Annotated in this window: 19 protein-coding genes; 1 reads left to right on the top strand and 18 read right to left on the bottom strand. The window is 40.8% G+C overall.

Translation table 11 applies throughout. The features are described 5' to 3' along the window. Nucleotides 1–136: 136 nt before the first annotated feature. The 7 genes from IW510_RS19825 to IW510_RS19795 all read right to left on the bottom strand — a co-directional run bounded on the left by IW510_RS19825 (nucleotide 137) and on the right by IW510_RS19795 (nucleotide 10,413). Nucleotides 137–3,586 carry a pectate lyase-like adhesive domain-containing protein gene (locus IW510_RS19825; protein WP_202062665.1) on the bottom strand — a complete coding sequence of 1,150 codons (3,450 nt, stop codon included), beginning with the start codon at nucleotides 3,584–3,586 and terminating at the stop codon, nucleotides 137–139. A gap of 198 nt (nucleotides 3,587–3,784) precedes the next feature. Continuing rightward, complete coding sequence (locus tag IW510_RS19820) at nucleotides 3,785–4,501, bottom strand: winged helix-turn-helix domain-containing protein (RefSeq protein WP_202062663.1); 717 nt, start codon at nucleotides 4,499–4,501, stop codon at nucleotides 3,785–3,787. Between the two features lie 531 nt (nucleotides 4,502–5,032). Then, the gene (locus IW510_RS19815; protein WP_202062661.1) at nucleotides 5,033–5,851 is read right to left on the bottom strand and encodes a MerR family transcriptional regulator; all 819 of its coding nucleotides are present in this window, start codon (nucleotides 5,849–5,851) and stop codon (nucleotides 5,033–5,035) included. Between the two features lie 224 nt (nucleotides 5,852–6,075). Continuing rightward, nucleotides 6,076–6,390 carry a YbaB/EbfC family nucleoid-associated protein gene (locus IW510_RS19810; RefSeq protein ID WP_202062659.1) on the bottom strand — a complete coding sequence of 105 codons (315 nt, stop codon included), beginning with the start codon at nucleotides 6,388–6,390 and terminating at the stop codon, nucleotides 6,076–6,078. An 89-nt stretch (nucleotides 6,391–6,479) separates the two neighbouring features. Then, nucleotides 6,480–8,246, bottom strand: coding sequence for a DNA polymerase III subunit gamma/tau (dnaX, locus tag IW510_RS19805; protein ID WP_202062657.1), 1,767 nt, complete (start codon nucleotides 8,244–8,246; stop codon nucleotides 6,480–6,482). A 255-nt stretch (nucleotides 8,247–8,501) separates the two neighbouring features. Next, complete coding sequence (locus IW510_RS19800) at nucleotides 8,502–8,780, bottom strand: YiaA/YiaB family inner membrane protein (protein ID WP_202062655.1); 279 nt, start codon at nucleotides 8,778–8,780, stop codon at nucleotides 8,502–8,504. A 358-nt stretch (nucleotides 8,781–9,138) separates the two neighbouring features. Then, nucleotides 9,139–10,413, bottom strand: coding sequence for a UDP-glucose--hexose-1-phosphate uridylyltransferase (locus IW510_RS19795; RefSeq protein ID WP_202062653.1), 1,275 nt, complete (start codon nucleotides 10,411–10,413; stop codon nucleotides 9,139–9,141). A 278-nt stretch (nucleotides 10,414–10,691) separates the two neighbouring features. Here IW510_RS19795 and IW510_RS19790 point away from each other — a divergent pair, with 278 nt between their 5' ends. Next, complete coding sequence (locus tag IW510_RS19790) at nucleotides 10,692–10,859, top strand: DUF3042 family protein (protein WP_202062651.1); 168 nt, start codon at nucleotides 10,692–10,694, stop codon at nucleotides 10,857–10,859. 59 nt (nucleotides 10,860–10,918) lie between these two features. Here the strand turns inward: IW510_RS19790 and IW510_RS19785 are convergent, their stop codons facing one another. The 11 genes from IW510_RS19785 to glpK form a co-directional block, all read right to left on the bottom strand. Further along, entirely contained in the window at nucleotides 10,919–12,754 is a 1,836-nt protein-coding gene (locus IW510_RS19785; RefSeq protein ID WP_202062648.1) for an FAD/NAD(P)-binding protein, read from the bottom strand. Between the two features lie 17 nt (nucleotides 12,755–12,771). Next, a complete protein-coding gene (locus IW510_RS19780; protein ID WP_202062645.1) occupies nucleotides 12,772–13,125 on the bottom strand; it encodes a DUF488 domain-containing protein in 354 nt (117 codons plus the stop codon). A gap of 233 nt (nucleotides 13,126–13,358) precedes the next feature. Further along, nucleotides 13,359–13,760: a rhodanese-like domain-containing protein gene (locus IW510_RS19775; protein WP_202062643.1), complete on the bottom strand. Its 402-nt coding sequence runs from the start codon at nucleotides 13,758–13,760 to the stop codon at nucleotides 13,359–13,361. A gap of 14 nt (nucleotides 13,761–13,774) precedes the next feature. After that, nucleotides 13,775–14,743 carry an ROK family glucokinase gene (locus tag IW510_RS19770; RefSeq protein ID WP_202062641.1) on the bottom strand — a complete coding sequence of 323 codons (969 nt, stop codon included), beginning with the start codon at nucleotides 14,741–14,743 and terminating at the stop codon, nucleotides 13,775–13,777. Between the two features lies 1 nt (nucleotide 14,744). Then, entirely contained in the window at nucleotides 14,745–14,963 is a 219-nt protein-coding gene (locus IW510_RS19765; RefSeq protein WP_202062639.1) for a YqgQ family protein, read from the bottom strand. 30 nt (nucleotides 14,964–14,993) lie between these two features. Further along, complete coding sequence (locus IW510_RS19760; protein ID WP_202062637.1) at nucleotides 14,994–15,695, bottom strand: rhomboid family intramembrane serine protease; 702 nt, start codon at nucleotides 15,693–15,695, stop codon at nucleotides 14,994–14,996. Between the two features lie 10 nt (nucleotides 15,696–15,705). Next, nucleotides 15,706–16,242, bottom strand: coding sequence for a 5-formyltetrahydrofolate cyclo-ligase (locus IW510_RS19755; protein WP_202062634.1), 537 nt, complete (start codon nucleotides 16,240–16,242; stop codon nucleotides 15,706–15,708). A gap of 231 nt (nucleotides 16,243–16,473) precedes the next feature. Further along, complete coding sequence (locus tag IW510_RS19750) at nucleotides 16,474–17,391, bottom strand: alpha/beta fold hydrolase (RefSeq protein WP_202062632.1); 918 nt, start codon at nucleotides 17,389–17,391, stop codon at nucleotides 16,474–16,476. Nucleotides 17,392–17,493: 102 nt separating this feature from the next. Continuing rightward, nucleotides 17,494–18,360, bottom strand: coding sequence for an AraC family transcriptional regulator (locus IW510_RS19745; protein WP_202062630.1), 867 nt, complete (start codon nucleotides 18,358–18,360; stop codon nucleotides 17,494–17,496). 186 nt (nucleotides 18,361–18,546) lie between these two features. Then, entirely contained in the window at nucleotides 18,547–20,280 is a 1,734-nt protein-coding gene (locus IW510_RS19740) for a Na/Pi cotransporter family protein (protein WP_330932674.1), read from the bottom strand. A gap of 317 nt (nucleotides 20,281–20,597) precedes the next feature. Continuing rightward, nucleotides 20,598–22,115: a glycerol kinase GlpK gene (gene glpK / locus IW510_RS19735; RefSeq protein ID WP_202062628.1), complete on the bottom strand. Its 1,518-nt coding sequence runs from the start codon at nucleotides 22,113–22,115 to the stop codon at nucleotides 20,598–20,600. Nucleotides 22,116–22,592 lie beyond the last annotated feature (477 nt).

Here is a 22,592-nt window from a genome sequence, read left to right as displayed (position 1 = left end):
TACCGTTGGTCTGAACACCTTTCCCATTTTCAGCACCGTGAGCAGGCATGGCAAAGCCCAGCAGAAGTCCTGCCACCAAAGAGAGGCGAAGAACGGTTGTAACAAATTGCTTCATGTGTGTGTTTCCTCTCTTTCGTTAAGGTGTTGGCGTATCGCCTAGAATCCAGGTAATTTCTGCCTGATATTTCCCAAGCTTCGGTACACCACCTGCAGGAACTTCCAGCTTCAGACCTGCGCCATTGGCGCTCCAGTCATTGCTGACAACATAATCCCCCGCACTTGCATGTGTATGGGTTTTAATCAGGATTTCTGAAGCGGTTAGCGCTTCTTCCGTCGTTCCATTGTTAAACTTGATGGCATCTGCCAGAATCTTCGTACTGTCATCGGTATTCGCCATTACGCCGGTCAACTTCGCTGTCAGCGTCCAGCTCGTACGATTGCCGCGACTGTCAGAAACAGTCAGCGGTGCACTCAATTCAGGGTCATCCATCCGCGTATCGTTTACTGTCAATGCATGTTTCTTGAAGTCAATGACATCCGGTGCTGAAGTCAGCTGTAAGATACCGTATAAGGTACCACCGGGTAGTCCCACTTCATTAGAAAGCACATCAATGACTTTGAATGGTCCGGTAATCGGTCCGGGCACAAACGGATCTGCGGATTCTTGAGGCGAATAGCCTTTGGCTGTTGCCTGATTCAAGATATCCTCATCGACCGTTGCATCACTGGCTACCGTCACTTTGAAGGTTACAACATAGCTGTACTTCGCCGGAATATCGCCCAGCTTGATACTTAGTAAACGTGTTGTCTCATTGTAAGTGAAGGTATCAGCTGCCAATGGCACAGTTGTTTCCGTACCGGAAGCATCGATTTGTTTAATGGTGATGCCATGATCCGTTGAATCAAAATCCAACCCGGCAGCAAGCACATCTTCCAATACGACGCCTGTCCAATCAACAGAATCTGCTTTGTCATTCTTGGCTGTCAGTGTATACGTTACTTCATCACCGATAGAGGTTGTAGCTCCACCACTGGATGCCGAATACTTGGACAGCTTCGGTGCATCTGGAATGATATCTGCAACAATATAATTCGTCGCCTTTTTAAATGTTGCATCACGATAACTTAAATCTGATGGATACGGGTTAATGTTTCCGTCAGCACTATTTGTTGTCGGCGGTGCCGGCACGATGTCAGCTGGTGCTGCTCCTGCGTTATCCTGTAAATAGATAGTCACACTGTCACCTGTGTTCAAATAGCTTGATAGATTATGTGACCATGTTCCATCGGCTGCCACTGTTCCTGCTGGAACGAGTGTCCCTGCATTCGAACTTGTTCCAGTGATAGTTAAGAACACTTTCGCATTTGGTTCAAGATTTTCAGCAGTCAGCTGTTTGGTTGCATTGGTTACTTTTCCTTCAACTAAACTAGCTGGTTCAGGAGGTGTCACATCAATGACTGTGGTTTCTTGTACAGTTTCTTCCACCCAAGGTCCTCGAGTCGCATAAGCTGTCATCTTTTCACCAGCAGTATTGAAGCGAGTATCTGTGAAACTTGCATACCCGTTCGCATCAGTCCAAACTTCATGAGTATCACCATAGGTATCTGTGAATGTCACCTTTGCTTGATTCTCAGAAGCATAAACAGGCTCTAAGATAACATTGCTATTTTCATCGTATTCATCTCCTGGAGTATAACCAATCAGTACGCGTACTTTATACGTGTAATCTGCATCGGTTACAGGAACCCACTCGCTAAGAGGTTTGGAATTCATTCCAGCTATTCTTCGATAGTTTGCAGGTGTAAAGTTTTCCAAGCCAGGCTCTGTCGTATTTACATTAGCAGTACCACCTGTTCCAACAACACTTAAATTACCTACACGTGCGTATGTTTCATTTGATGGCCCTAAAATGGGAACACCTTTATTCCATAAGTCGATATCCGAATCAATAACTTGAAACTCATTTTGAGTTTGCCGCACATTCATTACCTGATTTGAATTATTCTTATTACGAAAATCAAACCCTTTAGGTGATGTTAAAATCAACTTGATGTCTCTTGCAGTTGTTGTTGTATGGAAATCAATCGTCGGACCAGCTGTATCTCCAACAATATATAAACTAGCCTCTTGTTCAACATTAAATCTAGTTCCAGTTGTGTTTGAAAATCCATAACCACCACCAAACTGAAGTACAGCTCCAGTTCCTCTACTAATCAAGTTCATTGTAGAATCTTTTTTCAAATTAATAGTTGATGTGTAAGAAGTTCGGAAGGCATTTCCCATCATATTAGAGTTGTAAGTAGAACCTTCTCCCAATACAAATTCACGCCAATGATGATAAACAGCAGGATAGGCTGTACCAGTTGTTGAATTTTTCAAGACTACTCTGGCATTTTTCCCTACAATAAACTGCTCAGCTGCTCCGGTATCTGTACCACTTGATTCAAGTTCAAACCAAATAACTGAGTAGTTTGATCCAGTATCCTCACCATACCAATCAGTTCCATCTTCTACGATGATACTACCGGCATAAAAGTTTTCAGACGTGGTAATCAAATTCATTTTGCCATATACCGTTATTTCTGCTCTCGATCCTCGAATCAAACGGATGACACGTTGGCCATTTACTCTGACTGTTTCGATATTCCCTGTTCTAAATCTCCAGTTTCTTGAATAGGTTGTACCATTTATCGCATTGACAAAAGCCCACATATTACCGCCGGTACCATTTCCTTCATTGGCAGAATTTTTCGCTGTCATATCATGAAAATGGAAAAAACCTATACCGTCACTTGGCGTAGCAGCTAATCTCAATGTGTCGCCCGTCATATCAAGAATAAATCCTCCTCCATCAATTTCAATGGAAGTTTGACGTGCGGTTAGAGTACTGGCTCTTTGAAGATCAGTAGTCATAATGATTTTTGTAACTGTTTGGTCATTGTACGCCGCACTAAACTCAGTCCAAGTTCCTACTGTTTTAACATTAACTAATGGATTAAATCCTACCCGTAGGTTTGCTTCCTCGTTTCTTTGAGCAATTTCTTCCGGCGTAGCTGGAATCAGCGAGCTGGTTGGCGAAATCGCAGAACTAGTTTCGCTAAATGCAACTGGAGTAGCCAATCCTGGATCAAAGGTACTAACTGAGTCATTAGTAACATCAGCTTCTGCCAATACATCCATTGTTTCATTCAGCAAAGTAATGTTTCCTTTACTGTTTTCAGGTAAAACATCTGCAATAAATTGAATTTTTAAAATCTTCGTTCCCTTTTTAATGCTGATTTTCACCTTATTAGCGTCTACTTCTTCAAAGCTTACTTCTCCATCAAAGTCAGAGGCAATTCCATCTGCAAGCATCTCTTTTGTAATAGTCTGCAAGCCTTCGGATTGTAAATAAACTTCTTCATCCTCTAGTTTCCCAAATGTAAGATTCACAGTTTTTTGGCTATCAGCGAGATAAGAAACATCTATACCGTACTCATCTTCATTTGCTTTAACAACTGATAAGTTACTATAAAAATAACCACCGACAACTGTAGAAATGAAAGCAAGAAACATGAACAAATAAAATTTTCTTCCTAATTTCATTTTTCTCCTCCTTTCCTCAATATTTTTGTATCTTGTTTTTCAACAGAGATACATTTATTTCAATTTTCATAACTTTTTGATAAATCCAGGATTTCATATTGTGTTTCCCTCCTAAATTATCTTTTGTTAGAAAATGAAATACGACTGTTTCTGCCACCGTCATTCCTAATTTTCACAGGAACCGCCATGACTACCAGCTCATCCAACCAGCATATAGCCTTTAGAACGAACCGTTTGTATGAGGATTGGATTTGATGCATCCTTTTCGATTTTCTCTCTAAGATGGAAAATCAGATTTGCTACACGATAATTTTTGTTGTCGAACTCTTTTTCCCAAACAGTCTCGAATATTTCTTGATAAGTAACCGCCGCATTCATGTTTCTATAAAGAAAATCGATTGCTCTATACTCAAGTTTGGTTAGCGGTATTTCTTTCATCCCATCAATTCTTATACTGGAATTTCTTGGAATCAGTTCGACAAATTTTTTCTTTCCTTTTTCATCGACTTGATCCGAGTCCGTATTAACCACTGCACGTTTCATGCCTTTTCTTTTATAGACACTATTAGAAATAATCAGCTGCAGCTCATCCGCTTTACAGTCGTCGGAAATTACTCCAACAGCTCCAAGCTGAAGATAGACAATTCTCATCGAAACAGGTGTATTAGGAGAAAATACCCAAACGAATGCATCAGAGCTTTCTTTAATCTTTACTAATAACTGGCAGGTGTGTCTGACATCCTGTTCTGCGTTTTCTCTAATAATCACTGCATCCAGCTGATCAACATACTGCTCAAAGTTTTCCATTGTAAGGGGCATGACATTCATATTATGTTTCATCAGTTCTTCTGAATAAGGTTCAGCTAATTTGGCTGACAATGAAATGATCCCCGTATTTACATTTTTTTTATCCATGTTTGCCTCCTAAAAACCTTAATTTCAAAATATGGTTATCTGTCTTTCTAAACCAATTTCCCCTTAAATTTAAAACCAAAAATTAAAAAAACATTTGTATTCTCTTTGGAAATATATCTTTTTATTAATACAAATGAATTTTATATCAAATATTTTTAAAAGTCTATATTATTTTTTCTCACTTTTTTGTTTAAAAATTGAAATTTGTGATAAAAAGACAAAACAGAAAACAATAATAGAGAGCAAAATACTGATTTAAAAGGATTAGACTCGTTTTTATTCTTCACTTTTATAACGGAAGAAATTCTCAGAAATATCTCAAAAATAAAATATTTAACATATAGATGAAAATGTTTTGTTACATAAAGATATCTAAATGAAAAAATTTATTGCTGAAGGACACCTTCAATGGCTATTATTTACTAATTGATTTCAAAGAGATGTGAAAAAAATAGTCAATATTAAACAAAAAAAGCCGAACAACTTTCTCTTATAGAAAGCTGTTCGGCTTTTATCAAATTTTCCAGTTACCTATGATTGTGGAGAGATAACGAAAGAAGCTTCAGTAACCCAATTTTCCGGATTTGGGTCTTGCGCCGGTGATACATGGGAAATGTTAATCATTGGACCTGAAACCTGATAGTGATTCGTTTCAATCCAAGTTCCCAAAGCTTGAGAAATTTGAGGCATTTGATCGAAGCTTCCACTAAAGGTTACCGATGCCATATTATATTCAGGCGCCTCAAAAAACGTGGCAGCTGTTCCATTTTCATATTCTCCACTTACTTCCAGCTGCACCTCTACATCCACTTCGTTCTCTTTGTACTCTTTGTCATGATACAAGCTCACACCTAAGGACCCTGGAGCGATTTTCACACCTTTTGCCTCAATTTCTTTTTGCAGCAATCCCCATAGCATCCCTTCATCTTGGAAGGTTGGGATGACCTTTCTTACACTGATGACACTTCTTGCCGGTATCGATTTTAACACGACATTGTATTTTTCCATGTTATTTCCTTCTTTCAATTGATTTTGCAGCTGCCTGATCATTTCTTTTTTCTTCTTGAGTTCTTCCATTTCCTGTTCAAGTTCATTTTCTTTGGCTTCATAGTAATAATTTAGAATTTCCGTCTGCTGTTTTTCCAATATCTCTTTGATTGTATCCAGAGATAAGCCGATTTGCTGCAGCATTTTGATTTTATTGATTGTACTTATCTGACTTGCTTCGTAAAAACGATAGCCAGATTGCTGGTCAACCGTTGTAGGCAACATCAACCCTAGTTTTTCATAATGTCTCAAGGTACGCACCGTTGTATTTGATATTTTTGAGAATTCTCCAATTTTGAACATGCTCTATTCCTTCTTTCCTTTTCTCTCTTCGCTAGCTTACTTATACTTTAAACTGTGACATTAGGTATGAGTCAAGTCTTCTATAATATTTTTTCAAAAAAATCCTCAATTCGTTAATAATCGAATTGAGGATTTATTAAAAGGAAGGCTCATGTGGTCTTCACTAAAATCTATGAATGCAGTCAAGTATTTATTTTTCTGCTTGGCTAGGTCTAATCGCTTGATTAGAAGCCTGGTAAACCTTTCGCATATTTACCCATAGTTGCTTCCGTTTCTTTTTCAATTTTCACCAGACCGTCATTAACTGCCATGACTACTAAGTCCTGCAGCATTTCTACATCTTCTGCATCAACAATCTCTTCTTTGATTGTGATATCCTTCAATCTTTTGTCACCTGTGAATACAGCAGTTACCAGTTGGTTTGTTGCTTCTCCGACAAATTCTTTCTCATTCAATGCAGCTTGTGCCTGTTCCATTTCCTTCTGCATTTTTTGTACCTGTTTCATCATTCCTTGCATATTTCCCATACCACGCATCATAGTTATCTTCTCCTCGTTCCATTTATTTATTGCTGACTTTTATTACACCCGAAATCTTTCCAGTATAATCAAGAAGTCCGCGCTATTAGCTAATCATTCACTACTTCAACAATCTCTGCTCCGAACATATTCATTGCTTGATCAATGACTTCCTGTCCATTGGAAGACTCTGATTCCTGCTCATCCTCCGGCATTTGAACCGCATCCGTAGCATCTAATTCTGATACATCCGCCTCAGATGATGCAGCCTGACCTTTATTCTGTTCAATAAAGGTTTTCCTAATACTGGGCCAGCTTTCCCTCGTGATACAAACAATTTCAGGCGTATAATTAATCAAACGACTAAGATTGTTTTGGATTGCCAGCTGAATTTCACTGTCGCTTGCTGCTCTTCCACAAAAAATTTCGTAATCAAACGCCAAGACCATGCTTGTGGGACTTCCGGCTACAGGTTCGGTGGCCTTCAATATCGCCCGCTGACTTACTGACAGCATCTGAAGTAAATCTTCCCAAACATCCTTTACCTTTTCTAAATGCTCTCGAGTTGCTTCTCTCAGCACTTGGTACACGCGCTCTGTCGGTACTTTGAAACTGTTTCGGTTAGCTGCCGGTTGACGTGCCGGTGCTTTCGCCGTCTCTTGTGTTGCCGAAACACCATTTTTCTTAAGCTCTTCTATTTCCAACTGCAGCTTCTGAACCTGGCCTCTCAACTCAGCAACAGCCTCCGAATCCACTGCACCAGCTGCTGCTGATGCTTGGACGGTTTGAATTGAACGGTTTCCTTGAGCCAGCTTCACTGTGCCTACTTCCAGATAAATTGTTGCATGATTGGTGAAACGAATTTCATTTTGCGTATCGCTTAAGGTTTGAATCAGCTGATAGATTCGCTCAGGCTCAGTCTGCTGGGCAAGCTCTTTAAAGGTTTCAGTAATTGTGCCTGTTTTCCCTTCCAACAGCTTTGGTGCTTGTTGGTACATCAGCAAATCACGACAATACAATAAAATATCCTCTAAAAAGCGGCTGGCTTCTGTCCCTGAATTCAATATCGCTTCAAGTGTTTCCAAGCCCTGCTCAACATTCCCAGCTATACAAGAAGAAATATAGCGATCCATCATTTCAAAGGTCAAACTACCAGTCACTTGAAGAGCATCGGCAAGCGTCACTTCATCCTCACTGAACGAAAGTGCCTGATCCAATATGCTTAATGCATCACGCATTCCGCCTTCTGCTGCTCGAGCAATGGTATACAATGCCTGTTCTTCATATTTCAATGAGCTCTCTATCAAGATATGTGCTAAATGGTCAACAATATCTTGTGTTCCGATACGCTTGAAATCAAAACGCTGTGTCCTTGAAATGATAGTCAGCGGAATCTTGTGGGGTTCTGTTGTCGCCAAAATGAAGATAACATTTTTGGGCGGTTCTTCCAGAGTTTTCAGCAATGCATTAAATGCTCCGGTTGACAGCATATGTACTTCATCGACGATATATACTTTGTATTCAGCCTGTGTCGGCGCATACTTTGCTTTATCTCGAATATCTCGAATTTCTTCGACACCATTGTTGCTCGCCGCATCAATCTCAATCACATCATTCAAGCGGCCTTCCGTGATTTCTTTACAGATATCACATTCGTTACAGGGCTCTCCGTCCACACTGTTTGGACAGTTGATTGCCTTAGCAAAAATTTTAGCAGCACTGGTTTTCCCTGTACCTCTGGGACCGGTAAACAAATAGGCATGCGAGGTTTTATGCTGCATAATTGCATTTTTCAAGGTCTGAGTCACAGCCTTTTGTCCGACGATATCTTCAAATCGTTGAGATCGCCACACCCGATACAATGCTTGATAGGCCATATTATACCCTCCTCTGAAATTTCACTATGTTCTATTATACGTGATTTTACGGATTTAATCATTAAAAACATTCATGAAGGTTGAACTTCTATCGCTGATTTATCCACTGAATATTCTTGCTGTTTTGCTTGCCTATCGCCTCGCCAGACGTTTAATGTACAAAAAAAGCGAGCAGTTTTCAAGACAGCTCATTACGCCGGTCTCTTCAACTTACTCACTTCTCATTTGAGATTGTCCTAAGATATATTCAGTATGTTAATCTTCCAACATTCCTTCTTCTCGTTTAGAAGGCTCATCCATCGCACGGAACATTTGGTTGTAACGCTCTTCGTCTTCTTGATTATCTCTGATTACCTTTGCTAAGGTAAACGAGGATGAAATCAATCCGATTGATCCCATAAGATAGTAACCTTTAACCATCAACGGCTCCTTCAAAGTATAAAGACCAATCAACATCAGTGCCAGGAAAAGTGCAAATGATCCCCAGCTCATAAACATGAATGCCGGTGTGTTTCTGTACGCTTTCTTCTTCATAAAAATCTCCTTTTTTCTTTTTGGAAAACCGCAAAAGCCGTTCTTCTCTTTTTTATTTCCACAACCCTATAGTCACTGCTTCCCAGACAGATCGAATGTTCTTACACTTACTGTAATAAGAATCTCAGCGCTATATCCTACTTAGAAGACCACTGTTCATTCTATCATTATCACAGTATTAGGCAGTAAATAAAAAGTGAAGGAGCTGGTCATGCTCATGACCAACTATGATTTTTGCTGATTCTCAAAATAGTGTTACCAAAATAGTATAGCATTATATAGAAGAGAAAGGTAGATTATCTTTATTATTATAATAGAAGAGGCGTTCATACGAGAGACATTCTTTACACTGGTTTAATTATTCCAAACTAAGCAAGAAGTCTTCAATTGTTTCGTTTTCTCCTATCTGTTGCTCCATTCCAAAGGGAGTCCAAGATTTCAACATTGCCACATATTCCTCAAGTGCCTTCTCTGACAGTTGATTCTCCGCTATTGATTCTTCGCCGTTTACTGGAGACAACGAATGACGTCCCAGATATTCTGCCGTTGCTCGCTCTTCATTTGGTTGCTTGCCGGAAGTCAGCAGGAGATCAAATTCATAAAGATTTTCTTTTTTTCGTCCTATAATCATTGGTTCAACAGATAGTTTTTCTCCATAGCATTGTTGCCACTTTTGAAGGATATAGTCAATCCCTTCAATAATATCTTCCGCATTTGGACTTTGTAACCGAATAACCGGAAAAGGCCAGTCAAGGGAGCCCACATTCATCAAAGGAAACTCTTTGAGTTCAATATAGGTTCGAACAGCTGCTGCCGCAATCGGGAAACTTTCCCGCCCACCTTCGTAGTAGCCGTGTTCCTTTGTTTTCTCCGGCGAGAGGAGAATAAAATACTGTGGGAAAATGTCTAAAAGCTGTGTGACACGGGCAACACTATCCTTATTCTTCGTCAACCCTTGGTGTGCTTCCGAGGAAATGAAGAACTTTTCTTTGTATTCCTCCCAATCTGAAAATTGAAATCCCCAGCTTTCACCGCCTACATTCATTCGAATCAGTCGACGTGTTGGTAAGGCTGCACTTCCTTCTTCACCATAGCCTTCATTTTCAAAGCAATACGTGCATTTAGGGTATTCAGTGAGACCAGCTGCAGAAAAGCAATCCGCTTCTCTTGCTTTACCTGCGTTTTCATCCTCAAGTGTCTGAATCACAAACTCTCCGTAAGGTGTCTCGTAGTGTTCCTTCTTTCCCACTTGTGGCGTATAAATATAATGATCGCGTTTGTTTAACTCATAAAAATAGTTGGTCGCTTCCTCTGAGCTTTTGGAATAATGTTGAGCAAAGAAGGCATTCACAACAGATGGTGGTGGTGCCAAAAGATCCAAAAGCTGTGATTTTAAATAGCTTTTGGCAGCCTGCTCATTTGAATAGCCCATCTCCACTGCATACGCAACCAAAGAATCAGCAAGGCTATCAGCTGATGTTGAATCATACACCGCTTCATAGTCACTATCCGGCGTATGTCCCCCAATCATCATTAATAGCTTATTTCTTAAATACAAGCGATCCATTTCCATCCATCCGCCTGATTGAATTGCCAAGGTAATAAAATCGTCCATTAGTTGTTTTAGTTTCATTCTTTCTTCCCGCCATTCTTTCAAAATCATCTTTATGAATCAAGCTGTTTAGAGTTGCATTTTAAGCAGCTGATATTCTCTTATAAATGATACACTTACTCTTCCATTTTTGCTTCATCCAATTCATATGTATAGAATTATCTCATGTTTCTCAAAATTTTTCATTTCTTAAATATCTCTGAAAATAGAGCTGATTCAACTTAATTGTTGGCTTTTTTATCATTTTGGTTCATAATAATAAGTAAGTAGAATTATTTATTGCAGAGGAGAGGATAGTTATGAAAAAATTTGTTTCAGGCCTATTGGTCGGTACCGTTGCAACAGCAGCTGCAGTTGCAGGTCTTGCTTTTACAGTGAAGAAAACAGTCATTGATCCAATTGAAGAAAAAGAAGACATGATTGAAGAAAACCGTAAAAAAGCCATGCGTAAACGTATCGCTCGCTAACAACGATAGGTCATCAAAAATAGCTGAAGCAATCCTTCGATTGGATTGCTTCAGCTATTTTAATTATCTGCAAGTATTTGCTCAGCTATTTTATCTGCTTCCCGAAGATTCCATGGGTCTGTTCCAGGTCGGGCAGTAGCTGCTGTCAGCCAATGAATCCCTTCTGTTGGAACCCCATAACAAAACAGCCCTTTGGTTATTTTTCCCTGTGCATCAATCAGTTGGTTCGTTGAAGACTCTACATCAATCGCACCAGTAAAGAAGCGTTGTTCTCCCGATAATTCCAGCGAGTGGCGTCGGCCTACACCTTCATTCAGCAGCTGCTTCATTAATGGACTCATACTTCGAGTCACATCCACCGCGGGTATCCTTGCTTCCATTAAAAAGAATGAAGTAAAGCGTTGCTCCGGCGCGTTTGATGAATACGCCGTAAATTGTCCCTCACCCATATCCACACGCATATTTGGAGCAAGCAAGGTAACAACCCCCGCCTCCAATAGCGCCTGCAGTTCTTCCATTCGTTCTAGTGGTGGTCCTATCGATAAAAAGGCATTCAATGGAACAAACCATTTTAAAAAAAGTTCTTTGTATTCTTCATTGGTAAACAGCTGATGATCCAGCATAAAACGAATCTGGTCCCTCATGTCCTTCAAGCTGTCAAAGGCGCTGCTGACTGGTCCGCTGACATTTCCTTTCCCAGCCTCAAGACAATCTTCCTTCACATATTCGGAGACAAATGATGCAAAGCCTTCATGAGTAGCCATTGCTGTATCCGGATGCTCTATCGCTGCCCAATCCCACCATTCTTCAGATGGAATTTGATATTTTGTTAGAACTGCAGCATCGCCCTTCTTTCGAATAAACTCTTCCGAAAATTTTGCGTGATTCATCTGCGGGTATTTCTCCTTGATTAATGCAGTGTAATAGACAAATTCGATTTCCTTCTTCAATAATGTAAAAAAGCTTTCTGCCGGAAAATCTCCTTTACGCTTCCATTTATTCAAGTTTTTCTGTTTTAAAAATCGCGGCTGATATTGCTCACCATAGCCTTTCTGGTTATTTCCTCTTGCATGATAAGGAAATCCTCTACCGGAACCGGCGACAATTTTCGGCTCATTACCGGATGGCTGATAACTTAAAATTCCGGCTTTTCTATGAAATTTCCCGCCTCGATTGACCGTCAACATGGTCATATAATCAAAAAATGCCAGCCCCAAGCCCTTTAATAGAACAGTTTGTCTAGGCTTTACTGCATCAAAGAAGTTATCTGCAGCATTTTTAGGTGTCGAATAAAATAATCGATGCTCGGTTGCAAATGCCGCAAGCTTCTGCTCTTCCTCTGTCCCTTCTGTATCCTGATGACCAAGAGCAAGAATCACCTTGTCTGCGGTAATCTCAACCGACTTAGTGTAGACTAAAAATCCCTCTTGATTGACTCGAACGGCACGAACCGTGTCATTAAAAAATGTCACAGAGGTCTGCTCAGTCATTCTTGTTTGGATATAGCGGTAAAACCAGCGCTGATAAAGCCCGTAGAATGCTCTTGAACAATGGTCGTTTGGACCTAGATTTCTGGCCTCATTGATGAATGCTAATGCACCGCCTTCAAACTCCTGAATGAACTCCTCTGCATACTGTTCAGCCCACTCGTACAAATTAGGGCCTTTCGCCACCGGACCACCTGTACTTAATGTCTCATCAGTAAACAACGTCACTTGACAAGCAACAGAGTTCATCAAAAGAGACAACGGCTGATCCTGCCGCCAGATTTTACCACCCGGACCATGAGGATCAAACATAGTAATTTTCAAATTCTTCTCGTCTCTGGAACGCTCAACAATTCGTTCCAACACAGATAGGCCTCTTGGGCCGCCGCCAACAATAACGATTTTCATTTTTTACCTCCTTTCAGTCAGCCATAGTTCTTCTCTATAAACTCTTTTAGCACAACTGCATTATTGATTGTTTCGTTCTTTGCACTATAAACCAGCGTAACAACTGGTTCATTCTTTATCACATCAAGGAGCTGCATCAAAGAAGCCGTATTTTCTATCAGTTCTTTCTCGTAGCTCGATTTGAATTGTTCGAATTTTTCAGGATCATGATTAAACCACTGCCTCAGCTCTTTGCTTGGAGCAATCTCCTTTAGCCAGAGATTGATTTTCGCTTTTTCTTTAGAAACGCCTCTTGGCCAAAGTCGATCAACCAACACTCGATACCCATCTTTTTCATTAGGTGTTTCATAGGCTCTCTTTATATGGATCATCGCAATCCCTCCTTATTCTATTGTATCGTAAAATAATAAAAAGAAAACAATTTCCCATTCGACGCCATAGTCAGACACTCAACATTATTTTGGTAAATGTAGAAAAATTGGCAAGCAGGACCATTGGCGCTAGCTTTAAATTTGGTATAACTCCATAAGCACTTTTCTGAATATCCTAGCCGCTATGCAAAAAGGCGCAGGGGCTGTTTCATCCCCCACGCCATCGCTGTTCATTAATTAACTGTCTTTTTCTTAATTTTCCCTGTCCAATTATCATACCCATTTTTTAAGACATAAATGTTTGTATAGCCGGCTTTTTTCAACTTTCTTGCGACACGAACACTTGTTGAATGTCTTTGATCGTATAAATAAACAGGCTGGTCTTTACGAATTGACTGCATGCTTGTTTTCAGCATTGAATAAGGAACGCTGCGTGCACCTAAAATGTGCCCGCCATCGAAAACATCCTTCTCTCTGACGTCAATTACCTGAGCCTTTCTCATACCTTCTCGAAACTCTTCTTCTGTCAACATCGTCGCTGACGTTTTTCCTAAAATGAACGTATACAGCATATTTCCTGCCATAACCAACAGGATTGCACCTAAAACAATATTTATCACTAATAGCACAGACATGTTAAAACCCTCTCTTACTCTTCCATAAATTTCAATGCTAACGAAGCAGCGCCGATAACGCCCGCTTCATTTCCCAGTTCAGCCAGCTTGATTTTTGTACTTTCACGAACCTGTGGGAAGGTGAATTCTTCAAAGTATGTTTCTACACGGCTGCGTAGAAACTCTCCGGCAGCAGAAACACCGCCACCAATGACAATCGCAGAAGGATTCAGTACGTTACCGATATTCCCTAAAGCCAGTCCCAGATAGAAGCAGACCTTATCAACAACTATCAAGGCAAATGGATCATTGTTTTCAGCATACTCAAACACATCTTTACTGGTTACTGCCTGACCGTCATCAATCATTTGTTTCAACTGAGAGCTTCCAGCGTATTCCTCTGACAGCTTTCTTGCTAATCGAACGACACCAGTCGCACTGGCAACTGTTTCCAGACAGCCTTTTTTACCGCAGGTACAGTCGAAACCATTTGGATCAACCGTCGCATGACCAACTTCTCCGGCACAGCCCGCTGTTCCATGAAGCAGCTTGCCCTCAGCAACGATACCGCCGCCGACACCTGTTCCCAGAGTGATGAACACAACATCGGGATCATTCTCTCCGGCACCCTTCCAACGCTCGCCCAAGGCAGCTACGTTCGCATCATTATCCAATGCATAAGCAATCCCTGTCCCAGCTTCAATCTGCTCTTTCACTGATTGCAAGGTCGTCCAGTTCAAGTTATAGGCACCAATTACTGTGCCCTTTTCGATGTCTACGCTTCCCGGTGTGCCCATACCGATACCGACAAAGTCAGCTTTGTCCATTCCGTAAAGGGAGATTCGATGATTGACTGATTCAATAATATCAGGAACGATATGACTGCCCTCATCCAGTATATTCGTTTCAATGCTCCATTTTTGCTGAACCTCTCCGTCCAGTGTCAAAATCGCAAATTTGATAGTTGTACCGCCTAAGTCAATCCCTATGATCTTTTTGTCCATTTCATTCGATCCCTTTCTCTGTCATTCTGTTTTCTTCGATTCTATGCTCTCTATTCAGAATACGTCTGGCATGAAGATAGGTCTCCTTATCGACCAGCTGCCCGTCGTAGAGATTCTTCAATTCGATCATCATCAACTCAATGTCATAGATTCTGGCGCCAACATAGATGTATATCCCAAATCTTTTGAACAGCTGTTGAACATCATATAACGTTTCCAAGCTCCAAGCACTTCCTTATCATTATACAATTTAAACATAATTTTTAAAACCTAAGAAGAAGCAAACAACCAGAATAAATACAAAAATCATTCCTGAGATAATTCGTTCATGGATATTGAACTCCTCTGATCGTTTTGGAACGGCTAAAAATGTTGCAGCCAAAAGACCACCAATCAAACCACCCACATGTCCCAGAATATCAACTGAGCTGCTAAACAGATTGAAAATCAGATTGATTGCGATAAAGGTTGCATAGCGTTGCACCATGAAGGAAATCGCCGGATTGTTTTTGAAGTGTCTGCCCAGAATAATAAATGCGCCGAACAGCCCAAAAATAGAAGTACTGGCTCCAGCCGAAAGACCATTCGATGCGCCTAATGAAAAGCTAAGCAGATTACCAGCCACACCACTTAGCAGGTAGATGGCCAAGTAACGCCAATGACCATAAACACTCTCTACTTGTGCCCCTACATAATACAATGTAACCATGTTCAAAATAAAGTGCATCCAGCCAATATGTAAAAACATCGGGGTAAAGAAGCGCCAAAATTCGTGGTACTCAACAATCATTCGTTTGGACATGGCTCCCCAGTTTAACAGGACCATTGTACTTTCCGAGCCGCCGGAAACTTCCATACCGAGAAATACGATTGTCGTGATTCCTAATAATATATAAGTAATGATTGGCTGATTCAGCAGCCTTTTTGCCTTCATCTTTGTTTGATAATCCATCAAATCCTCCTTAATTGATAAACAATTTGTTTACCCGCTGGTCAAAGGCCTCTGCCTGCCAGCTTTCTTGAATTTGTTCGCTAAATACCAAACTACAACTATTCCCCTGAAACCTCTCTAACACTCGATCATAATACCCGCCGCCAAAACCTACTCTAAATCCGGTAGTTGTAAACACCAGTCCCGGAACAATTAAGAGGTCGATTTCTGCTAAAGGTATCTCCTTATTTTCAGCTGGCTCTTCCACACCAAATGAAGAACGGACAAATAATGATTCCGCTGTAATTTGATGAAAAAACATTTCTTTATTTTCTACCTTAGGTACAGTTACACGCTTTCCCTCAGCCCAAGCTTTCCCAATCACAGGAACAGTATCGAACTCAAAGGGTACCGCCTTAACGACCCCAATCGTCTCAGCCTCCAGCCAATACTCATCAGCAAACAGCTGCTGTACAATGTGCTGTTCTTTAGTCTTTTTCAGCGCTTCGTTTCGATAAAGCCAGTTCAAATTGGCCAAGCCCAGTGTCCGTATTTTTTTCTTCTCCATTACCTTCCACCCTACCAAAAATAATGCTTTCCTTTGATATTGTTCTTCGTTTTTACGCGATGAATTCAATCGAGTGACTAGTTAAGAATCACTCATTTCGATAAGCACAATGAGTTATCTGTATCCTTCCCGAGATACCACAACCCATGCTTATGCAATATCTCTTAAGTTTATAAAAAAACTGTATAAATGGCAATCAAAGTCTTCATTCTATCTTTATAAGCAAGGCAATCATGAGACATGCTTATTGAACCATGTGCCAATTTTTTCATAAACCTGCTGTTTTTCCACCTCAAACAACAGCTCATGACGAAGCTCAGCGAACAGCACCATAGACAAATCATTTGTGCCTGAAGCATCTAAAGTCTTTGCCAGTTTTCTAACTCCTTTACCATAGCCGCCAACCGGATCTTTCTCCCCGCTTATCAAAAGAATCGGCAGCTCTTTAGGGATATCATCTGACCAGCCTTTTCTGTTTGCTCCGTGAATCAGCTGAAATAACGTGTGAAAGCCGTTATTTGTAAAAGTAAAGCCTGTCAGCTCATCCTCTTCATAGCTGCGGACATTTTCCTGATTCTTGCTGAGCCAATTGAAACGCCCAGGTTCCGGGAACTTTTTACTAAATGAGCCAAAGGCTAAATCATCAAGTAAATGATTGACTTTTTTCGGTTGCAGGCGATTCAATCCCATTGTAATAGACAGCGCAGTTGGAATGACTGTCGAACCAGTACCTGATCCCATCAGCACCACCCCTGCAAGAGGTACAACATACTTTTGCAAGTAGCAGCGCAAAGCAAATGAGCCCATACTATGCCCCAGCATAAAATAAGGTATTTCCGGATAGTCCTCCGCTGTACGCGCTCGTACACGTTCAATATCGTCAATCACATGCTGAGCTGTATCTCCTTTTCCAAAATAACCATGTTGCGGCAGGTCTTGGTTGACTGATTTTCCATGACCAAGATGATCGTGGCCAACGACTAAATAGCCTAGTGCTGTCAAATACTCAGCAAATTCATTATAGCGTTCAATATATTCAGCCATCCCATGTATGAGTTGAACGACCGCTTTTGGTTGCTCCTTCGGTTCCCAATAGACAAGATGAAGCTCTGTTTGCCCATCTGATGACACACAATAGGTTGATTTCATAGCTGCTTCCTCACTTTAGTTGATATTCTCTATTATATCGGAATGTGTTCCCTTGAAATAGTAAAAGATGGTGCTTTTATGAAAAAGTTTTAAATCAGCAAGCTAGTCCTTGTTTTTTGCTTTAATCACAGGTATCCAGACTTCAAAAACAGCTTTCGTTGGATCCGGTTCCAGATAGAGTTCAATATCAGGACCATTCGCATATTCATAACCTGAGCTAGGCAGCCAATCCGTGATAATCCGTTTCTCCAATTCTTGAATCGACTGGGGCATCGGTCCGCTCCCGGAAAAAATAGCCCATGTATAGCTGTCTATTGTATATTCAGCCAAGCCGCCATTGGTTTGCTTGTCGCTGGCGACAGCAATGTAATAGGTCGGTACTTCTCCTTCTTGTGTAAAGCCTGTACTAACGCCCATTACTCCTGGAAGCTTGCTGTCCATTAAAGGCAGCAGGTCCGCCAATGTACCATTCGTCGCAACTCTTGACCAAAATGCGGGAATCTCTCTGAAATTCTCTTCGACCTTCTTTGACATGGGAATTGTCGCACCGATAATGCGAAAGGCGGGCTTTGTCTCGATTCGATAATCCATTTCCACATCCCCTTTAATCGAGATATGAAACTTGATTCTGGGATAAGACTTCAGTTGAACCCCTTCTTTTTGTGCCTGAGATGGGGTAATGCCATGAATATTTTTAAAGGCACGTGAAAAGGAGTTCGCTGATTCATAGCCAAATTTTACTGCCGTATCGATGACCTTCTCCCCATGCTGCAGCTCTACCCCTGCAAGGGATAATCTTCTTCTCCTTATGTATTCTGATAGGGGAACACCTACCATGTACGAAAATATTCGCTGATAATGGTATTCCGAGCAGCAGGCAATCCGCCCCAGCTCTTTATACTCAATGACCGATGTCAAATGCTGTTCAATGTATTCTAATGATTCTTCCAATCTGTTTATCCAGTCCATTTTCCCACTCCTCTTTACTTTTTCCCACATCGACAAGTCCATATTTTTTTATCGTCTGATAGATTATAAAAAGAGGGAGCTGTGACATCACCATGTCTCAGTCCCCTCTAAAACCAGCTATACGCCAATACAAAAGCTGGTTCTATTCCCAATTTCCCTTTAGCTCAATCGGCGACGCCTACTGATTTAGTCCAATACTTCTTGAATAATTGGATTAACCGATTGTTCTACTGTAATTGTCTCTGTTCCATAACGTTCACCTAAAACATATTTTGCCATGTGAATCGTACGGTCACTCATGCGTTCCAGATTAGACGCTGTATCAATAAACAGAATGCCATCTGCCGCACGGCCTTTCCCACTATTCATGATAGAAATATACTTTTTACGGAGATGCTTAACCATCTCATCTATCTCTTCTTCACGCTCCAAAATATGAGCGGCAATTTCTTTGTCATCATGTTCAAAAGCAGTCAATGAATCCTTGATATTCTTCGATACTTTTTTGAACAGCTCAAGCAAGTCATCGTCAGATACAATCAGTGTTGTTCGTTCTGAAACCTTGCCCTCTTTTTTATCCTTGGCTTTTTGTTTCTTTTCTGTACGGATTGCCTCATCAATATAACCGACGATATTTCGACAATGATCACCAATCCGCTCTAAATCTTTTGTCAGCTCCAGCATCATCGTCTGCTCGTAGCTCTCAGCAATCGTCAGCTCTGCAGAAGATAACTGAACCAGATACTCAGTCAAGCGATTATCCATATCATTAATCGCCGTTTCGTATTGATTGGCATTTTCACGATCAACCTTATCTTGATTCTCATAAAAAGCGCTCGTTGCTTCATAAGCACCGACAACGTATTCTCCCATTTGCAGCAACTCGATTTTCGCTTGATTCAAAGCTACTGTTGGAGAGTTTTGAATAATCGATTCATTCAGGTTAGACGGCTTGAAGTCAATCCCTTCCTTATCATTACCTGGAATGATTTTCCGCACTAACAGCTCAATCTTATCGATAAACCAAAACTGAATCAATAAATTGGCAACATTAAACATTCCATGTGCTACGGCAATCTGCATTGCAGGATTCAAACCCAAAGTATTCGAAACTGCAACCACTACAGATGTGAACGGTGACAATAGAATCGTAAATATGATTGCTCCCACTAGATTGAAGACTACGTGAGAAGCGGCTGTTCTCTTAGCAGCGACGCTCGTTCCCAAAGCAGCAATAACAGCTGTTATTGTTGTTCCAATATTATCCCCAAAAAGAATAGGCAAGGCTGCACCAATTGCCAAGCTGCCTTGTGTATATAATTGCTGTAGAATTCCGATTGTCGCACTGGAGCTTTGTAACACCATTGTCAATAATGTACCGATACCCACACCTAAAATTGGCTGATGTGATACGTCGACCATCAAATCTGCGAACTGCGGTAATTCCTGTAAAGGTGCCATACCGCTTCCCATCAGGTTTAATCCATAAAACAAACAGCCGAAGCCGAAAAGGATTTGACCGATATTATTGATTTTCTCACGCTTGAAAAAGAAAAGCATGATTGAGCCGACTCCCATAATAGGTAACGCATACGCACTCAGGTTAAAACCAATGATAAATGCCGTAACAGTTGTTCCTACATTCGCTCCCATGATGACGCCAATTGCCTGTCTCAGCGACATAAACCCTACACTTACCAGTCCAACAGTCAGCACTGTCGTACCGGAGCTTGATTGAATAATTGCAGTAACGACCAATCCGGCCAAAACAGATCGTAAAGGTGTCGAAGTGAATGTATTCAAAATTTCTCTTAAGGAATCTCCGGCTGTTTTCTGCAGGCCATCCCCCATGTACTTCATCCCGAACAGAAAAATTCCCAGACCTCCGAGAAAAAGAAATATCATTTCTTGATAGGACACTCTTTGTTCCTCCTTAAACAAAAAAATAAACTCAAGTTAAGAGTACAAAAAAAAGCGCCGGAAGTAAATACAATATTGCTATTTTCAGAGAAAAATCGTCGGTTGTTCATGAAATTACTAAGCAATTATCTACGTTACACAAAAATGGACGCAACTATTTTGCCAAGTCGTTCCACCTGTAAAATAGTTGCGTCCATCTTAGACTAAAAAACATCGCTCTATAATTCTTGTTTCAGCAGCCTCAGAAGAAATAATTGTTCTTTTATGCATCAACAAATTTTTTCCTTGCTTCATGCCTTACAAGTCATAGCCTATACTCACTCCGTTTTAGGTGGTTTAGGCTTAAACATCTGCGTCGCTGCTACTGCTAACTGCCAGCCTGCATAGAGCTCCTCTCTCTCCGCTTCAGCCATCTCTGTCTCAAACCGTCGACCATCCTTAGAGAATTTCTTAAGCTCTTCAATATCCTTCCAAAAGCCTACCGCCAAGCCAGCCAAAAAGGCTGCACCTAATGCTGTCGTCTCTAAATCATAGGCTCGCTGAACCGGTGTATTTAGGATATCCGCTTGAAACTGCATCAACAAATCGTTATTTGCGGCACCACCGTCTACCTTTAGGACAGGAATGTCAATTCCTGTATCACTTTTCATCGTGTCAATGATATCTCGAACCTGATAGGCAACCGCCTGCAGTGTTGCCTTAATAAAATCTTCTCTTGTCGTTCCTCTTGTTAGCCCAAAAACTGCCCCTCTGGCATCGGAATCCCAATAGGGTGCCCCTAAACCAGTAAATGCCGGAACGACGTATACTTCATTTTGATTCGTTGATGCTTTTGCTGCATCTTCAGACTCTGCGGAGGTCTGAATCATTTTCAAGCCATCTCTCAACCACTGAACAGCTGATCCGGCTACAAAAATACTACCCTCTAACGCATAGTATATTTTGCCATTAATACCATAGCCAATTGTCGTCAATAAATTGTTTGCAGAAAGCTGGGGCTTCTCTCCTGTATTCATCACAATAAAGGACCCGGTTCCATATGTATTTTTCACCATCCCCGGTTCAAATGCCATCTGTCCAAACAGAGCAGCCTGCTGGTCTCCTGCCATCCCCGAAATCGGCGTCTCGCTCCCATAAAAATGATACATCTTAGTATGCCCGTATATCTCTGAATTAGATGCTACTCTCGGAAGCATAGCCTCAGGTATATTCAAAAGCTTAAGGATATCCTGATCCCACTCCAGCTCGTGAATATTAAACAACATCGTTCTGCTTGCGTTGGAGTAGTCTGTCACATGTGTTTCGCCGCCTGTCAGCTTCCAGACCAGCCAAGTATCTATCGTTCCAAAGAGCAGCTCTCCGTTCTCTGCTCGCTCCTGAGCCCCAGCTACATGATCCAAAATCCAACGAATCTTCGTTGCGGAAAAATAGGCATCAATCAATAAGCCGGTCTTTTTATGAATCAGCTCACCATGTCCATTCTCCTGCAGCTGATCCGCAATCTGCGAAGACTGCCTTGATTGCCAAACAATCGCATTATGAATGGGCAGTCCTGTCTTTTTATCCCAAACAACCGTCGTCTCCCGTTGATTGGTAATACCAATTCCGGCAATATCTGACGGTCGAATATCTGATTCAATCAACGAACCGGCAATAACCGACTGTACTGAATTCCAGATTTCACTGGCATTATGTTCTACCCAGCCGGCATTTGGAAAATATTGCGGAAATTCCTTTTGTGAGCTGCTGACCTGTTTTCCTGTCTTATCAAAAATGATTGCTCGTGTACTCGTTGTTCCCTGATCAATTGCCATTATATATTTTTTTGCTACCATTGTTTCTCTCTTTCCTCCCAACAGCTAAAAAATGTCCTTCTTTATTATAGAAGATTCCGGCGCTTAAATCATCTTTTGAAAATAATTTATATCCTTTTTATAAATCTGTCCCATTGATTCGATAACTTGCACGATGTATTTATTCATTCATCGCCTTTCTTTATGAAGTATAAAAAAATCATTTTTTCACTACCCATATTAATACACACCATAAGAAAATATTATCAGACTTATAGATTAAGAGAACATTATATTTATATTGCGCATAAAAGTTTCTTTAGGTATACTGTGAGAGTAGGGTAGAAATAAAAATTTCAATTTTAATAGAAACGGCACTTCTTTTTCGGCGCCAACCGAAGGAAGAAGTCTTGTACAGACAGCTGCCACTGTTGATACAAATGCCAATAATTACCAACTGCTATAAACTTCTGATGCTTCATTTATCTGAAAACGTTCGTTTAAAGGTTATTTCCCTTT

This window comes from Enterococcus sp. BWR-S5 (genome assembly GCF_016745255.1).
Classification (GTDB): domain Bacteria; phylum Bacillota; class Bacilli; order Lactobacillales; family Enterococcaceae; genus Enterococcus_L.
This window is presented reverse-complemented; position numbering and strand designations above follow the sequence as displayed.

Excerpts from the sequence above, each read along its gene's own strand:
- IW510_RS19780 (WP_202062645.1), bottom strand. The coding sequence starts at position 13,125 with ATGATCCATATAAAGAGAGCCTATGAAACACCTAATGAAAAAGATGGG.
- IW510_RS19795 (WP_202062653.1), bottom strand. The coding sequence starts at position 10,413 with ATGAAACTAAAACAACTAATGGACGATTTTATTACCTTGGCAATTCAA.
- IW510_RS19825 (WP_202062665.1), bottom strand. The coding sequence starts at position 3,586 with ATGAAATTAGGAAGAAAATTTTATTTGTTCATGTTTCTTGCTTTCATT.
- IW510_RS19790 (WP_202062651.1), top strand. The coding sequence starts at position 10,692 with ATGAAAAAATTTGTTTCAGGCCTATTGGTCGGTACCGTTGCAACAGCA.
- IW510_RS19770 (WP_202062641.1), bottom strand. The coding sequence starts at position 14,743 with ATGGACAAAAAGATCATAGGGATTGACTTAGGCGGTACAACTATCAAA.
- IW510_RS19800 (WP_202062655.1), bottom strand. The coding sequence starts at position 8,780 with ATGAAGAAGAAAGCGTACAGAAACACACCGGCATTCATGTTTATGAGC.
- IW510_RS19755 (WP_202062634.1), bottom strand. The coding sequence starts at position 16,242 with ATGGAGAAGAAAAAAATACGGACACTGGGCTTGGCCAATTTGAACTGG.
- IW510_RS19820 (WP_202062663.1), bottom strand. The coding sequence starts at position 4,501 with ATGGATAAAAAAAATGTAAATACGGGGATCATTTCATTGTCAGCCAAA.
- glpK (WP_202062628.1), bottom strand. The coding sequence starts at position 22,115 with ATGGTAGCAAAAAAATATATAATGGCAATTGATCAGGGAACAACGAGT.
- IW510_RS19750 (WP_202062632.1), bottom strand. The coding sequence starts at position 17,391 with ATGAAATCAACCTATTGTGTGTCATCAGATGGGCAAACAGAGCTTCAT.
- IW510_RS19810 (WP_202062659.1), bottom strand. The coding sequence starts at position 6,390 with ATGATGCGTGGTATGGGAAATATGCAAGGAATGATGAAACAGGTACAA.
- IW510_RS19745 (WP_202062630.1), bottom strand. The coding sequence starts at position 18,360 with ATGGACTGGATAAACAGATTGGAAGAATCATTAGAATACATTGAACAG.
- IW510_RS19760 (WP_202062637.1), bottom strand. The coding sequence starts at position 15,695 with ATGGATTATCAAACAAAGATGAAGGCAAAAAGGCTGCTGAATCAGCCA.
- IW510_RS19785 (WP_202062648.1), bottom strand. The coding sequence starts at position 12,754 with ATGAAAATCGTTATTGTTGGCGGCGGCCCAAGAGGCCTATCTGTGTTG.
- IW510_RS19775 (WP_202062643.1), bottom strand. The coding sequence starts at position 13,760 with ATGTCTGTGCTATTAGTGATAAATATTGTTTTAGGTGCAATCCTGTTG.
- dnaX (WP_202062657.1), bottom strand. The coding sequence starts at position 8,246 with ATGGCCTATCAAGCATTGTATCGGGTGTGGCGATCTCAACGATTTGAA.
- IW510_RS19815 (WP_202062661.1), bottom strand. The coding sequence starts at position 5,851 with ATGTTCAAAATTGGAGAATTCTCAAAAATATCAAATACAACGGTGCGT.